At 73.7% G+C, this 13,558-nt stretch carries 11 protein-coding genes and 2 pseudogenes; 4 read left to right on the forward strand and 9 right to left on the reverse strand.

Annotated features, from left to right (window positions below):
• Nucleotides 1-104 precede the first annotated feature (104 nt).
• A complete protein-coding gene (locus ACFYUS_RS37480) occupies nt 105-764 on the reverse strand; it encodes an SDR family NAD(P)-dependent oxidoreductase (RefSeq protein ID WP_388862509.1) in 660 nt (219 codons plus the stop codon).
• Nucleotides 761-1,351, reverse strand: a complete 591-nt coding sequence (locus ACFYUS_RS37485; protein ID WP_388862511.1) for a DUF4383 domain-containing protein — start codon at nt 1,349-1,351, stop codon at nt 761-763. Before ACFYUS_RS37485 ends, ACFYUS_RS37480 begins: the two co-directional genes overlap by 4 nt.
• A 268-nt stretch (nt 1,352-1,619) precedes the next feature.
• Between ACFYUS_RS37485 and ACFYUS_RS37490 the strand changes: the two genes are divergently transcribed.
• The 3 genes from ACFYUS_RS37490 (at nt 1,620) to ACFYUS_RS37500 (ending at nt 3,946) form a co-directional block, all read left to right on the forward strand.
• Nucleotides 1,620-2,141: a DUF427 domain-containing protein gene (locus ACFYUS_RS37490; protein ID WP_388862513.1), complete on the forward strand. Its 522-nt coding sequence runs from the start codon at nt 1,620-1,622 to the stop codon at nt 2,139-2,141.
• A gap of 205 nt (nt 2,142-2,346) precedes the next feature.
• The gene (locus ACFYUS_RS37495; RefSeq protein WP_388862515.1) at nt 2,347-2,784 is read left to right on the forward strand and encodes an SRPBCC family protein; all 438 of its coding nucleotides are present in this window, start codon (nt 2,347-2,349) and stop codon (nt 2,782-2,784) included.
• Nucleotides 2,785-2,845: 61 nt separating this feature from the next.
• On the forward strand, nt 2,846-3,946 hold the full coding sequence (locus ACFYUS_RS37500; protein WP_388862517.1) for a MerR family transcriptional regulator: 1,101 nt from the start codon (nt 2,846-2,848) through the stop codon (nt 3,944-3,946).
• Between the two features lie 17 nt (nt 3,947-3,963).
• Here the strand turns inward: ACFYUS_RS37500 and ACFYUS_RS37505 are convergent, their stop codons facing one another.
• From ACFYUS_RS37505 to ACFYUS_RS37525, 5 genes and pseudogenes are all read right to left on the reverse strand, one after another.
• Nucleotides 3,964-4,797 carry a DUF1295 domain-containing protein gene (locus tag ACFYUS_RS37505; protein ID WP_388862519.1) on the reverse strand — a complete coding sequence of 278 codons (834 nt, stop codon included), beginning with the start codon at nt 4,795-4,797 and terminating at the stop codon, nt 3,964-3,966.
• Nucleotides 4,794-6,164, reverse strand: coding sequence for a class I SAM-dependent methyltransferase (locus ACFYUS_RS37510; RefSeq protein WP_388862521.1), 1,371 nt, complete (start codon nt 6,162-6,164; stop codon nt 4,794-4,796). Before ACFYUS_RS37510 ends, ACFYUS_RS37505 begins: the two co-directional genes overlap by 4 nt.
• The gene (locus ACFYUS_RS37515) at nt 6,161-6,916 is read right to left on the reverse strand and encodes a DUF1365 domain-containing protein (RefSeq protein ID WP_388862523.1); all 756 of its coding nucleotides are present in this window, start codon (nt 6,914-6,916) and stop codon (nt 6,161-6,163) included. Before ACFYUS_RS37515 ends, ACFYUS_RS37510 begins: the two co-directional genes overlap by 4 nt.
• Nucleotides 6,913-8,169 carry an NAD(P)/FAD-dependent oxidoreductase gene (locus ACFYUS_RS37520; protein WP_388862525.1) on the reverse strand — a complete coding sequence of 419 codons (1,257 nt, stop codon included), beginning with the start codon at nt 8,167-8,169 and terminating at the stop codon, nt 6,913-6,915. The genes ACFYUS_RS37515 and ACFYUS_RS37520 overlap by 4 nt, the downstream gene beginning before the upstream one ends.
• Nucleotides 8,170-8,391: 222 nt before the next feature.
• Nucleotides 8,392-9,056: pseudogene (locus ACFYUS_RS37525) on the reverse strand (sigma-70 family RNA polymerase sigma factor).
• Between the two features lie 757 nt (nt 9,057-9,813).
• Between ACFYUS_RS37525 and ACFYUS_RS37530 the strand changes: the two are divergent.
• Nucleotides 9,814-9,963: pseudogene (locus tag ACFYUS_RS37530) on the forward strand (RNA polymerase subunit sigma); the annotation flags it as partial.
• A gap of 862 nt (nt 9,964-10,825) precedes the next feature.
• On the opposite strand, the gene ACFYUS_RS37535 reads toward ACFYUS_RS37530, so the two are convergent.
• Both ACFYUS_RS37535 and ACFYUS_RS37540 read right to left on the reverse strand, forming a co-directional pair.
• On the reverse strand, nt 10,826-12,304 hold the full coding sequence (locus ACFYUS_RS37535) for an MFS transporter (protein WP_388862527.1): 1,479 nt from the start codon (nt 12,302-12,304) through the stop codon (nt 10,826-10,828).
• Nucleotides 12,301-13,503, reverse strand: coding sequence for a M20 family metallopeptidase (locus ACFYUS_RS37540; RefSeq protein ID WP_388862529.1), 1,203 nt, complete (start codon nt 13,501-13,503; stop codon nt 12,301-12,303). The genes ACFYUS_RS37535 and ACFYUS_RS37540 overlap by 4 nt, the downstream gene beginning before the upstream one ends.
• Between the last annotated feature and the right edge of the window lie 55 nt (nt 13,504-13,558).

A 13,558-nucleotide genomic window follows, 5' to 3' on the forward strand; every position in this document is an offset into this window, starting at 1 on the left:
GGTCGGGTTCGCCCGGCCTGATCCGACGCCCATGGCCAGACAGGTCCTGGAGCGCGCCGCAACCGAACGCGGCAACCACTCCGAACGCTCCGCCCCGGGGGCGCTCAGTGCGGGCGCCCCGGGGCGCCGGTCAGGAGCGCGAGCAGATGCCGTTCGACCGCCGCCGCCGGGTCTGCGCCGGGCGGGAGTGTCGGCGGCTCCCCCGTCACCGCCCGGGCAGTGAACCCGCCCTCCAGGTGGGGCAGGCGCACGTCGACGATCCGGACGCCCCGGGCCCGCTGTTCCCTGCCGACCACGCCCAGCCAGGTGGCGAGGGCCGTCTTGGCGGCCGCGTAGTCGGCCATGCCCTGCGGGGGCGCGTCGACGACCGAGCCGGTGACGACACCGATCGCGCCTCCGGCCTCCAGCACGGGCAGGGCGCCCCGGACCACTGCCATGGGCGCCAGGGCGTTCACGGTCATGAGGTGTTCGGCGGCGGCCTCGTCGACGCTCTCGGCCCGCCCGAAGCCCGCCACTCCGACGGCCACGACGACGCGGTCCAGGCGTCCGAGGGAACGGGCCGCCCATGGTGCGAGCGCCGCGCAGCCGTCGAGGTCGTAGGCATCGAAGACACGGCGGGGGCAGTCGCCCGGCAGCCGCGACCGGTCGGCGAGCCGCTCCGCGTTCCTGCCGGCCAGGGCCACCGACGCGCCCTGACGGTGCAGCGCCCGCGCGGCGAGGCCGCCGACCGTCCCCGTCGCTCCCACGACCAGGACCGCGTTCACCGCGGGGGCCCTTCGGGAATCGCCGGACCGGACGTTCCGGGAAGCGTCGGGGCCGTGGTGCGCGCGGCCCCGGGCGGGAGGGACGCGGCGGCGAGGCGGCGGCGTGCGAGCGACTCCGCGGCGGCCTCGCGCGGGTGGCGCCTGCGCCAGTAGGGGTTGTCGTGCGACAGCTTGCTGGACACCCGCCCGTACATGCCGAACGTGAGGATCAGCAGCCCCATGAGGAAGCTGAACATCACGTTGGTCATGCCGAAATCGAGGAAGTTGGCGGGCCGGTCGAGCACGAACAGGTGGTAGAAGCCGCTGAGCAGGAACGAGCCGCCCACGAGCATGTTCACGGTGGAGGCGATGTTCCCGCCCGCGACCGCACCGGCCAGGAGGGCGAGTCCCGTCAGCACCGAGATCCAGCTCAGTGCGGTGTTGGTGGTCATCCCGGCGATCCGCTCACCGGAGGTGTCGAAGGGGCTGAGTGCGTCGGCGAAGCCGAGGCAGCCGAACACGAGCAGGACGCAACCGCAGAGGGCGGCGCCCCAGCGGTACACGGTGGCGAGGTGGTGGTCCACAGGAAGTTCGTCTTTGAGCCGCACAGTCGTTCCCCTGCCTGTCCGTGGTTCCGTCCGTCGCCCGGGGCCACCGCCGTACGGATCGGGCTCCGCGCGAACGAACATGCACTGAAGCGCCTTTTGTGATACTTCAATGCCTTTTTCTCGTCACCAGAGCGCCCGGATGCGCCTCACCGTCCGACAGCGAGCCGTTCACCCGTCCGCCCCCGTCGGGCGGCCCCGTTGCATCCGCGGACCGGTGCGCGGGAGAAGAACCGGCAGCAGAGCTGCGACAAAAGGCGAGGAGGACCCCATGGACGACGCGGACGACGTGGCGGGCGGCCCCCGAGGGCTCGCACGGCCCGGCGGCCGGCCGACGGAGTGCGTGTGGGACTACCCGCGACCGCCCCGGCTGGTCGGTGACGACCGCCGCGTGACGGTGACGGTGGACGGCCGGGTCGTCGCGGACACGCGCGCGAGCCTACGAGTCCTGGAGACCAGCCACCCGCCGACGTTCTACCTGCCCCGCCGCGACGTGCGCGCGGAGTTCCTGCGCCCCCGGCCTGGCCGCACCCACTGCGAGTGGAAGGGCGCCGCGTCCTACTGGGACGTCGTCGTCGGCGACTTCGTCGTACCCCGCGCCGCATGGAGCTACGAGCGGCCCCTCGACGCCTACGAGGCCCTCCGCGGCCACCTGGCCTTCTATCCGTCCGCGGTGGGCTGCGCAGTCGACGGGGAGCCGGTGGTCGCCCAGGAGGGCGACTTCTACGGCGGGTGGATCACCCGCGAGATCGAGGGTCCCTTCAAGGGCGGTCCCGACACGTGGGGCTGGTGAGCCGGTCGGCAGCCGCGCCGCCTACGGCTGCTCCCCCGCGACGACGCTGCGCGGCTGACCGTCGGCTGGGGTGACCGGCCCGTCGTCGGTTCACCAGGGCGGGCGCGGCCTTCGCGTCGGGTGCATCCGGTCCGGCCGCCCGGCCGGAAACCCCGGATGACCGGAGCCGGCGCGCGGACCGGTACGACGTGGAGGAGGCCGTACGGTGATCGGTGTGGAGCGGGTGCTCGTGGTGCGACGGCCCCTGGCGGAGGTCGTGGCCTACCTGGAGGACTTCGGCCGTGCGGAGGAATGGGACCCCGGCACCGTACGCTGCGTGCGGCTCGACGACGGGCCCGTGCGGCAGGGCGCCCGGTGGCGGAACACGTCTCGGTTCCGGGGCCGCACGACCGAGCTGCGGTACCAACTCGTCGTCCGGGAGCCCTTCCGCCTGGTGTTCCGCGGCGAGAACAAGACCGTGACGGCGCTGGACGACCTGCGGTTCGCCGAGGAAGGGACGGCGACACGGCTGACGTACCGTGCGTCGCTCACCTTCAAGGGCTTCGCACGGCTGGCCGCGCCGTTCCTGCGCGGGGAATTCGAGCGGATGGCCGACGGCGTGGCCGACCGCCTTCCGCCGGCGGCCGTGGCGTGGCACTCCTGACCGTGCGCCCCGGCTCCGAACCCATCTGCTCGCATCGTTTCCGCACCCCACGGTGGTGACCATGCACGACACCGATCACGGCATCACCACGGGCGCCCTGGCCCGGCGTCTCGGCGTCTCCCCGACCACCGTGCGGTCCTGGGACCGGCGGTACGGGATCGGCCCGGCCGACCGCGGGGACGGACGCCACCGGCGGTGGAGCCCCGCGGACGTGGCGATGCTGGAGGAGATGTGCCGTCTCACGGCGTCCGGCGTCCCGCCCGCCGAGGCGGCGCGGGCCGCACGACGGAAGCGCTCCTCGCCGGACGCGCCCGCCGTGAGTGTCGCCGCTCCGGCCCGGGCCGCCGCCACCGCGCCGGTCGCCCCCGTCGAGGAAGCCGCGTCGGAACCGGCGTCGGAACCCGTGTCGGAACCGGCGTCGCCCTCCCGGCGGCCCGTGGCCGGCGGCGGCCTGCCGCTGGGAGACGTCCGGCAGGAGTGCCAGGGGCTGGCGCGTGCCGCCGTGCGGCTCGACGCGCCCGCCCTGGAAGAGCTGCTCCGGGCGGCGCTGGCGGAGTACGGCCTCGTCACCTCCTGGGAGGAGATCATGGCGCCGACACTGCATGCGGTGGGACGGAAGTGGGCGTCGTCGGACGACCGCTACGTCGAGGTGGAGCACCTGCTCTCCTGGCACATCTCCACGACGCTGCGGCGGGCCGCCGTCTCCGGACCCGCGGTCACCTCGCAGGCTCCTCCGGCCGTGCTGGCGTGCGTCCCTTCGGAACAGCACACGCTGCCCCTGGAGGCGCTCGCCGCGGGCCTGGCCGAACGCGGACTGCCGACCAGGATGTTCGGCGCGGCCGTGCCCGCCGAGGCCCTCGACGCGGCGGTGCGGCGGTCGGGGCCCGCCGCCGTCGTCCTCTGGTCCCAGTCCCGCTCCACCGCCAACCACGCCCTCGCCCGGCACGTCGCGCGGACGGCGTTCGGGATGCAGGGAGCGCGCACCTCGCCCCTGGTCCTCCTCGCGGGCCCGGGCTGGCTCGGCCGGACGCCGGCGCCCGGCACGGTACGTCCCACCGGCCTGCGCGAGGCGCTCGCCGTGATCTCCCGGCTGTACGGGGAGGACGAGGGCGTCGAGGAGCGGGCCGGGCAGGAGGAAGGGGTCGTCGGGGCCGGTGGCTGACCCCGGCCCCGGACGCCTCAGGGACGGGGCGCGCCCGACATCCGTGGTCGGTGCGGGCGGGGTGGTCGGGGGACGAAGCCGCTCGTCCGGGCCCGGTACTCCGCGTACCCCGGCCGGTCCCCCATGTGGGCCTCAAGGAGCCGTTTGCCGCTGCCCCAGATGAGGAGGCCACTCATGACGAGCGGGGAGACCAGGGTGAGCAGGGCGGTCTGCCAGGTGGCGCAGGCCGTCAGGTACAGGCCCCACCACACCAGGAAGTCGCCGAAATAGTTCGGGTGCCGGGTCCAGCTCCACAGTCCCCGGTCCATGACGCGCCCCCGGTTCGCCGGGTCCGACTTGAAGCGGGCGAGCTGGTGGTCCCCCACCGCCTCACAGGCGAGGCCGGCCGCCCACACGGCGAGCCCGAGGTACGCGGTCGCCCCCAGTGGCTGGGGCAGCAGGACCGCGAACTGGACGGGCAGGGAGACGAGCCAGACGAGGGCGCCCTGGAGCAGGTACACCTTCCACAAGGCGTAGAGGGCGGGGTGTCCGCGGGCGCGGGCGAGCATGCGCGCGTACCGGGGGTCCTCCCCGTGGCCGCGACCGCGGCGGGCGATGTGGACGGCGAGCCGCAGTCCCCAGACGACGGTGGCGAGCGCGGCGACGCTCCGCCGGACGTCGTCGCCGTGGCCGTCCGCCAGGAACCAGGACACCGATGCGACGCCCGCGAACGCGATCCCCCAGGCGACGTCGACGATCCGGTGCATCCGTCGGGCGGTACCGACGGCGAAGGCCACCAGCATGACGGCGAGGGCGGCTGCGGCCGAGGCGGCCAGGACGGAACCGAGCGCCGTGGTGTCGACGGGACTCACGGCGCCTCCCCGTACCGGTCCGCCGGGGAGGAGGACGCCGTGCCCGTGTCGTCGGCGGTGAGCCGGAGCTGGCGGACGTCGAGGTGGCGGGCGCGGAACCCGGCCTCGGACCAGGCGAGGTAGAACTCCCACATGCGCCGGAAGACGCGGTCGAAACCGAGGGCCGCGACGGCGGCCTCCTCGTGCCGGAAGCGGGCGCGCCACTGGTGGAGGGTCTCTGCGTAGTGGCCGCCGAACCCGGTGTCGTGGGTGATGCGCAGTCCGGCGGCGGCGGACTCGCGGGCGATGACCTCCGGGGAGGGGATCAGGCCGCCGGGGAAGACGTACTTGCTGATCCAGGTGTGGGTGCGGGCGGTGGCGAGCATCCGTTCGTGCGGCATCGTGATGGCCTGGAGCGCGACCCGGCCGCCGGGGGCGAGGAGGCGGCGGAGCGCGGTGAAGTAGTCGGGCCAGAACTCGGCGCCGACGGCCTCGATCATCTCGACGCTCACGACGGCGTCGTAACGGCCGCGTACGGCACGGTAGTCGAGGAGTTCGACGGTGACGCGGTCGGCGACGCCGGCCCGGGCGGCGCGGTCGCGCGCGAGGGCGAGCTGCTCCTCGGAGAGGGTGACGGTGCGGACGCGGGCGCCGCGGGCCGCGGCGCGGATCGCGAGTTCGCCCCAACCGGTGCCGATCTCGAGGAGTTCGGTGCCCGGGCCGGTCTCCGCCAGGTCGAGGAGGCGGTCGATCTTTCGGTGCTGGGCGGCGGTGAAGGCCGCGTCGGGGAGGACGTCGGGGGTGTCGGGGAGCGGATCGAAGACGGCCGACGAGTAGCTGAGTCCGGGGTCGAGGAAGAGGGCGAAGAGCTCGTTGGAGAGGTCGTAGTGACGGCGGATGTTCTCGCGGGACCCCTCGGGGGTGTTGAGGTCGGCGCGCGGCCTGCGCCGGACCCAGGCGCCCCTGAACCGGTGCAGCGGGGCGGGGACGAGGTCGTCGACGTGACGGGCGAGGACGGTGAGGACGCCGACGAGGTCGTCGGCGTCCCACTCGCCGGCCATGTACGACTCCCCGAAGCCGATCAGCCCGTCGGCGGCGATCCGCCGGTGGAAGGCCTCGGGATCGTGGAGCGTGAGCGTCGGCACTGCGCCGGCGTCACCGTTCCGCGGCGCCGGGGCGGTGGCGCGACCGTCCGTCACTGTCCGCAGGGGCAGCCGGGTGAACGCGCGTCCGACGATGAGGCGGGCCACGGTGGTGCGCACGGCGGAGGCGTGCGGCGCCCGGGCGACGTCCGGCCAGCGGTCGGGGTCGACCTCGACGCGGCCCCCGTGGACGTCGTGGGTGGCCTGGGCGTCGTGGGTGGCGGGCGGTGGGGGCGAGAGGGTCACGGGGTGCCTTCCTGCGGGGTGGGGGTGGTGCGGGGCCGGACGGGGACGCCCTTGAGGTAGAGGTGGACGCCGTGGCGGCGGATGCCGAAGGAGACGGCGGCGGTCGACCACGGGTGGCGGAGCGTGGCCGCCAGGAGGCTGCGGGGGTCGGCGGGCCGCCGGGTGCCGCGGACGGTGGCCGTCAGGGGGCGGGTGCCGTCGGTGTGGCGGAGCTGGACGGTCAGGTCGAGGCGGTCGCCGGGGAGCGGCAGCCGCATCCGGTAGGTGCCGGCGACGTCGAGGAACGGCGAGACGTAGAAGTCCTTGGCCGTTTCGGCGCGGCCCTCCGCGTCGGTACGCAGCAGGTACGTGTGCCGTCCGCCGTACGTGTTGTGCACCTCGGCGACGACGCAGACGGGCCGGCCGGCCCGGTCGTGGCACCAGTAGAGGGTGAGCGGGTTGAAGACGTGTCCCAGCACGCGCGCGTGGGCGAGCATCAGGACCCGGCCATCCGCGTCGTGCACGCCGTGCGCGGCCAGGCGGGCGTCGAGCCCGGCCCGGAGGGTGGGGGCGTCGCCGTCGAAGTGGTCGGCCGGGTCGAAGCGGGCGAGCGGCCGGAGCGGACGCGGCAGGACCGGCAGGTCGTCGAGGTCGACCAGCCACATGTACGTGCGGTGCCGGATCCTGTGCCGGAGCGGGATGACGCGGGTGTGCGCGATCTCCACCTCGTACAGGGCCGGCACGAGGGGCGGTCTCGGGGCAGCGGTCCTCACGTCCTGGCTCCCAGGTGACGGGCGGCCTCGACGCCCGAGCGGCAGCCGTCCTCGTGGAAGCCCCAGCCGTGGTAGGCGCCGGCGTAGACGGTGACGGGCGTGCGCAGGGTCGGCAGGAGTCGCTGGGCGGCCACCGACTCCGGGGTGTAGACGGGGTGTTCGTACGTCATGCGGGCCAGCACGGTCGCGGGGTCGACGCGGTCGCCGGGGTTGAGGGTGACGACGTGCGGCTCGCCGGTGCGGAGCCGCTGGAGCCGGTTCATGTCGTAGCTGACCTGGACGGAGCCCGGGCGGGCGGTACAGGACGGCAGGAGGTAGTTCCAGGAGGCACGGGCGTGGGGCGAACGCGGCAGCAGGCTCGTGTCGCGGTGCAGGACGGTCGGGTTGTGGGAGTAGGTGAACGCGCCGAGGACCCGCCGTTCCTGTTCGGTGGGGTCGGTGAGCAGCCGCAGAGCCTGGTCGGGGTGGACCGCGAGCACGACGGCGGCGTGTTCGGCCGACTCGCCGTCCTCGGTGACGACCGTGGCACGGTCGTCACCCCGGACCACGGCGCGCACCGGGGTGGCGGTCCGCACGGAGGGGATCGACTTGGCGAGGCGTTCGACGTAGGCCGCGGATCCGCCGGTGACGGTCTTCCACTGCGGGGATCCGGTCACCGAGAGGAGCCCGTGGTGATCGAGGAAGCGGAAGAGGTACACGGCGGGGTACCGCAGGGCCGTGTCGGGGGCGCAGGACCAGACGGAGGAGACGAGGGGGATCGCGAAGTGGCTGACGAAGTGGGCGGAGAAGCGGTGGGAGCGGAGGAAGTCGCCGAAGGTGAGGGTCATGTCGTCGGCGGCGATCAGGCCGCGGGCGGCACGGTGGAACCCGGGGACGTGGGCGAGCGTCAGCAGGTGCCTGCGCCGGCGGACGTTGCCACCGCCGAGCAGGCCGCGGAGGCCGCGCGCGCCCGCGTACTCCAGGCCGCAGCCGTCGCAGCGCACGGACATGCTCATCTCGGCGTCCTGGGTGGCGACGCCCAACTCGCGGAAGAGGCGCAGGAGCTGCGGGTAGGTGTTCTCGTTGTGGACGATGAAGCCGGTGTCGACGTGGAGCGTCCCGCCCTCGGCGGCGGGCAGTTCGTGGGTGTGCGCGTGGCCGCCGAGCCGGTCGTCCGACTCGTACAGCACCACGTCGTGCGTGCGGGACAGGTAGTGGGCGGCGGTGAGGCCCGCCACCCCCGCCCCCACCACGGCGACGCTGCGTCCGTTCATCGTTTCCCATCCCCTTTGTGCGGCGCCCCCGTGCGGGGGGCGACGGCGTGTCGTGTGCTGTGCTCGGCCGACGGGCCGACGGGCCGTGTAATCGTTCGGAGCCGTCGGCCGGCCGGATGGGTCGGATCGCGAACGGATTCGGGACCGGATCGACGGCGATCGACGACCGGATCGACCGGGCGCTCGGGTGGGTGCTCCGGTGGGCCGGCCGTGGCGGGTCGGTCAGCGGCCTACGCCGGCGCCGGCCGGTTCGAGGCTGCGCCGCATGCGCTGGAGGCCGCGGCGGGCGTGGCTCTTGACCGTGCCGATCGGCATGCCGGCGCGGTCGGCGATCTGGGCCCGGGTCAGGTCCGCGAAGAAGGCGAGTTCCAGGACGTCCCGCTGGACATGGGGCGGCCGGGACAGCTCCTGGGTGACGACCAACCGGTCGAGGACCCGCTCGGGTTCCTCGTGCGCCCGGCTCTCGTACTCCAGGGACGCGCCGAGGCTCGCCGCGAGTTCGGTCCGCCGGGTGCGGGCGGTCAGCGCGTCGGCGATCTTGCGTCGGGTGATGCCGGTGCGTCAGGCCGGCAGGGTTCCCCGGTCGGGACGGAAGTGCGCGCGGCCCCGCCAGGCGGCGACGAACACCCGCTGGTGACGTCCTCCGCCTCACGGTGGTCGCCCAGGGCACGGGCCACGCGGGTGTGCACCAGGCGGCCCCAGCGCCGGTAGGCGACGGCCGGGCACTGCTCGTCGCCGCCGACCAGGCCCCGGGCGATCCGGCCGTCGGTGGCGGCAGCGACGTCCGTGGCCACGGTCGGCTCGGTACGGGCGGTGGCGGTATCCGCGGTGATGGCTGCCGTGGACGGGGCGGGGGCAGGGGCTCCGGTCGGCCGGTGTGCGGTCATGGCGCTTCCTCCTCCAGGTGGTGGCTCGGGCGTGCACCGGGTGTGCCGCATGCGCTTCGCGAGCGGCGGCTCCGGGACCTCGATGACCCCGTGCACTTCACATTCCGCCCGGCACCTCCCCGCCCACAACTCGCATCGTTTTCGCATCGGAAAGCTCCGTGTATCGATGCAAGCGAGGAACACCGCAGGTCAGGTGGTGCCGCGAAGCCCTCTGAAGCAGGCCGGCCCCGGGGAGAGTGCGACCACCGCGCCCGGGTGGTCAACGGCCGCCTTGTCGGTCAACGGCCGCCCTGTCGAGTCCGGTGAGCCGCCAGGGTTACGGCGGCGGCGCCGACGATCCCGAACGCCGGGGCGCCAAGCGCGCCCCGCGCGAGGAGGCCGAGGGTGTTCCGCGCGAGGAGGCCGAGGGTGTTCCGAAGCTGCTCACATCCGGTCCTTCGGCAGCGACCGCCCGGTGGACGGGTCCCACCGGACGGGTACCGCCACGGAGGAGGACGCAGCGCCACCGACACCGCGACGACATCGTGACCTTCCCGACCCACCCGGGAGGGCGTCCGCGCCGAAGTGTCCCGGGGAGCTGTCCGCAGGCTCTCCGCCGGGTTGCCGAAAGGGCGGACACCGGCCCGCCGAACCGCGAAGGACCAGCATGCGATGGCTCCCCGCTCCGAGGACGACCGCTCGAGGCGGCGGCTCCGTCCGGTCCCGACGTCCGGAGCCGCCCAGGTGACCCGGCCGCTCCCCTCCGGTGCCCCCGGCGCCGACGCGCGGGGCGACCTGGGCGGCGACGATCGCCCACCGGCGGGCCGTCGACCGCGTACGGTCGGCCCAGGCCGCCTCCGACCGGGAGCACGCCCAGGCGGCGCGGGAGCACACCACCGCCTTCGACGAGATCGCCGAGCAGGTGGAGACCCTGCGCGTTTTCAGCGGTGCCTCTCCAGGGTGAGGACGGCTTTGGTGATGATGCTCATGCGGTTGGGGCTGATGCGCCCGCTGCCACAAAGCCACCAGCCCGAACGGTGCACCTGTCGTGATCGTTGCCGTGGTGAACGGGCGGGATGTGTAGGCCTGCGCCAACCACCCACAGGAACTCGCGGGCCCGCCGGGCGACCCACTCATCGATATCGCCCAGTACCAGGACATGGCCGCCGACGAACCTGGCAGCTCCTGTCCGTGGGCGATGAGCGCAGGCCGTCCACGGACAGGCCCTGCAACCCCGGCCGGCAGTCCCCCGCCGCCGGCCGGGGCCACCCCGCACCAACTCCGCGAGAGGGTCACCGATCGCGTCAGCGATGCGGAGCAGCGTATCGAGAAGCGCAGCGGCCTGGCCTGCTCGATGCACACGGAGGTGGAGCGGTCCATCGGAATGCGGTGCGCCACCTATTCCTGCGCCAGGTTCGCCCGGAACCGTACGGCCCGGATCCGGTCACCGATCTGCCGCCTGCGGGCGAAGACCCACTCGGGTGGCAGGGGAAACACGACACAGATCCACACTCACCGGGCCAAGATCAAAATGCCGTGGGGCAGCCCCATGGGGGCCATCCCCGCGCGAGCGGGGAGCAGCCATGGTAAGCGCGGCGGTAAGCACCCCGTAGGCATGGTCAGTACACCGAGCAACACTCACCACACCGGTGCAGAACACAGCGACCGATGCGACCGGAACACAGACCGCCCCGCGCAAGTGGGGAGCAGAGCACGTCGTCAGGCCTGCCGCTGACGTTGGCCCGGCAGCTGTTCGTCCAGGCGCTGGGATGGATCTCCGGTATCGCCCGCTACGCTCCGGCTGGCGTGCCCGCGTCGCTGTGCGGACGAGTGTCTGAGCGGCGGTTCTTTGCCGCACCCGGGGCATCCGTCTCACGGTTGGTCAGGACTTGGAGGGTGAGTGCGCCCACGCACAGCAGGGCGCTCAGTCCCCAGACCGTCAGATAGGCGGAGAGCGCTGGGGCGTCCGTGTCCCTGACGGTCAGGGAGCCGAGGACGACGGCCGAGCCCGCGCCCGCGAGGCTGCCGCCCAGGGTCTTGAGGTTGTTGTAGACGGCGGTCGCACTCGCCGTGCGGTCCGAGGTGCTGCGCTCCGCGATCAGTGTGGGCAGGCCGCCCAAGGCCAGGCCCATGCCGAAGCCGGAAACGGCGGAAGCCAGGGCGAACAGCGGCAGCGTGGTGTGGCCGGCGATCATCCCCACGTTGCCGGCGGCCATCAGCGTGAAGGCGAGCAGCAGGACGCGACGGTAGCCGGTGCGGGCCGCCACTCGGGCCACGAGGCTCGCCCCGGCGAAGGCCAGGACGTGGGGCGCCGCGCCCCACGCGCTGATCTCCCAGGCCGTGAGCCCGAAGCCGTACCCCTCGTCGGCCGTCGACGCGGCAAGGTACGAAATGCCGACTGCCTGCCCGCCCAGCATCACGGCGCCGAAGAAGAAGCCGGAGACGTAATACGGCGCGGACCGGGGGTGGGCTACTGCCCGGACGTCGACCAGGGCGTGCGGCCGGTCCCGTTCGAGCCGGGCCCACCAGGCGAGCAGCGACAGGGAGAGAACGAGACCGCCCAGGGTGAGCGGCGAGGTCCAACCCCACGCCTGGCCGCGCGCCGTCGTGCCGAGGAACAGCAGCAGCGCCAGGCCGAGCAGCAGTGCTCCTGCCCAGTCCATCCGGCCGGGCGCGCGCGTCCGGGACTCGGGGATCGCGCAGTACGAGAGGGCCACGCAGGCGCAGGCGATCGCGGCGAGGACGCAGAGCGTCGTCTGGACGCCACCGGTGAGTTCGAGCAGGGGGCCGGCCAGGCCGTGGCCGAGGAGCGAGCCGAAGGTGAGCGCGCCGACGAGAAGCGCCACCGCCCGCCGCGCGCCCTCGAGGTCGAGCCGGTCCCGTACGAGACCGATCTCCAACGGCAGCAGCGCCGCCAGGGGGCCCATGAGGGCACGGCCCACCAGCAGCACCGTCAGATCCGGTGCGAGGGCCACCAGGACGGTGCCCGCCGCGATGCAGACCAGCGCGATCCGGACCAGTCGACGGTGCCCGTACAGATCGCCGAGGCGCCCGAACACCGGCACCCCCACCGCGGCGGCCAGGAACTGGACCGCCATGTACCACTGCGCCTGCGAGGCGCTGATGGACTGCCAGTCCTGCACGGCGGGCACCAGCGCCGGGCCCGACCCCTGGAGGAAGCCACCGACCAGTTCGAAGACGACCAGCAGACCGACGACGGCGGTGACCCGGGGCGCCGCCACCTCCTCCGTCCCGCCGGGCGCTCTCACGCGGACGCCCCTGCGGCGAGCCGCCGCTCCGCGAGCTCGGCGAGCAGCGCCGCCTGGCGGTGGAGCACCCGGTCGTCGAACATGGCCCGCGGGGAATGGTTCTGCGGCGCCTTTTCCACGTCCACGCCCTCGGGCGCCGCGCCGACCATCAGCATCGCGCCGGGCACCTCGTTCAGCACCAGGGAGAAGTCCTCCGAACCGTTGGCGGGCTGCGGGGCGTGCCACACCTCGCCCGCGCCGAACAGGTCGCGTGCCGTCTCCAGGGCGAACTCCGTCGCGGCCGGCTCGTTGACCGTGACCGGGTAGAGCATCTGGTACTCCACGTCCGCCTCCAGGCCGTGCGCGGCCGCGATCCCGCGCACCAGACGCGGCAGCCCCTGGGCCAGCCGCTCGTGGTTGGCTTCCGAGTAGCTGCGTACGGTCGCCTCGAACTCGGCCGTGTCCGGGATGACGTTCTGCTGCGTACCGGCGTGCAACCGTCCGACGGTCACCACCACCGGGTCGAAGACGTCGAAGGTGCGCGTCACCCAGTTCTGCAGCGCGGTCACCATCTCGCAGACCGCGGGCACCGGGTCCTTGGCATGGTGCGGAGCCGAACCGTGCCCTCCCTCGCCCCGCACCGTCACCCGCAGGACGTCGGACGCCGTCATGACGGTGCCGGGCCGGGACGCGACCCAGCCGCCCGGCAGCCGGTTGGCGGACACATGGAGTGCGAAGGCCGCGTCGAGCGGCTTGCCCGCCGCGTCCAGGACACCCTCGTCGATCATCGCGCCCGCGCCGTTGTGTCCCTCCTCGCCCGGCTGGAACATGAACACCACGTCGCCCTGGAGGCTCTCCCTGCGGTTCGCGAGCAGCGTCGCCGCGCCGACGAGTCCGGCGGTGTGCAGATCGTGCCCGCAGCCGTGCATCCGGCCCGGCACCTCGGAGGCGTACTCCACCCCGGTGAGTTCGTCCACCGGCAGTGCGTCCATGTCGCCCCGCAGCAGGACCGCCCCGCCGGGACGGCCACCCCGCAGCACGGCTGTGACGGAGGTCAGCTCCCGGCCGAGCGTGATGTCGAGCGGGAGACCGTCGAGCGCGGCGAGGACTTTCTCCTGCGTACGCGGCAGCCGCAGACCGAGCTCCGGCTCGCGGTGGAGCGAGCGGCGGAGCCGCACGAGATCGGGCTGGAGTTCCCTGGCGCGTTCCAGTACAGACATGCTGCGTCGACCTCCTGATACGGTCCGGCTTTCGGTGGGGCAAGACTGAAGTACT

The organism is Streptomyces sp. NPDC004284 (assembly GCF_042874035.1).
GTDB lineage: Bacteria > Actinomycetota > Actinomycetes > Streptomycetales > Streptomycetaceae > Streptomyces.

Bases quoted from the DNA above. Each gene is read 5' to 3' on its own strand.
- ACFYUS_RS37490 (WP_388862513.1), top strand. From the start codon at position 1,620: ATGGACGACGCGGACGACGTGGCGGGCGGCCCCCGAGGGCTCGCACGG.
- ACFYUS_RS37520 (WP_388862525.1), bottom strand. From the start codon at position 8,169: ATGAACGGACGCAGCGTCGCCGTGGTGGGGGCGGGGGTGGCGGGCCTC.
- ACFYUS_RS37500 (WP_388862517.1), top strand. From the start codon at position 2,846: ATGCACGACACCGATCACGGCATCACCACGGGCGCCCTGGCCCGGCGT.
- ACFYUS_RS37540 (WP_388862529.1), bottom strand. From the start codon at position 13,503: ATGTCTGTACTGGAACGCGCCAGGGAACTCCAGCCCGATCTCGTGCGG.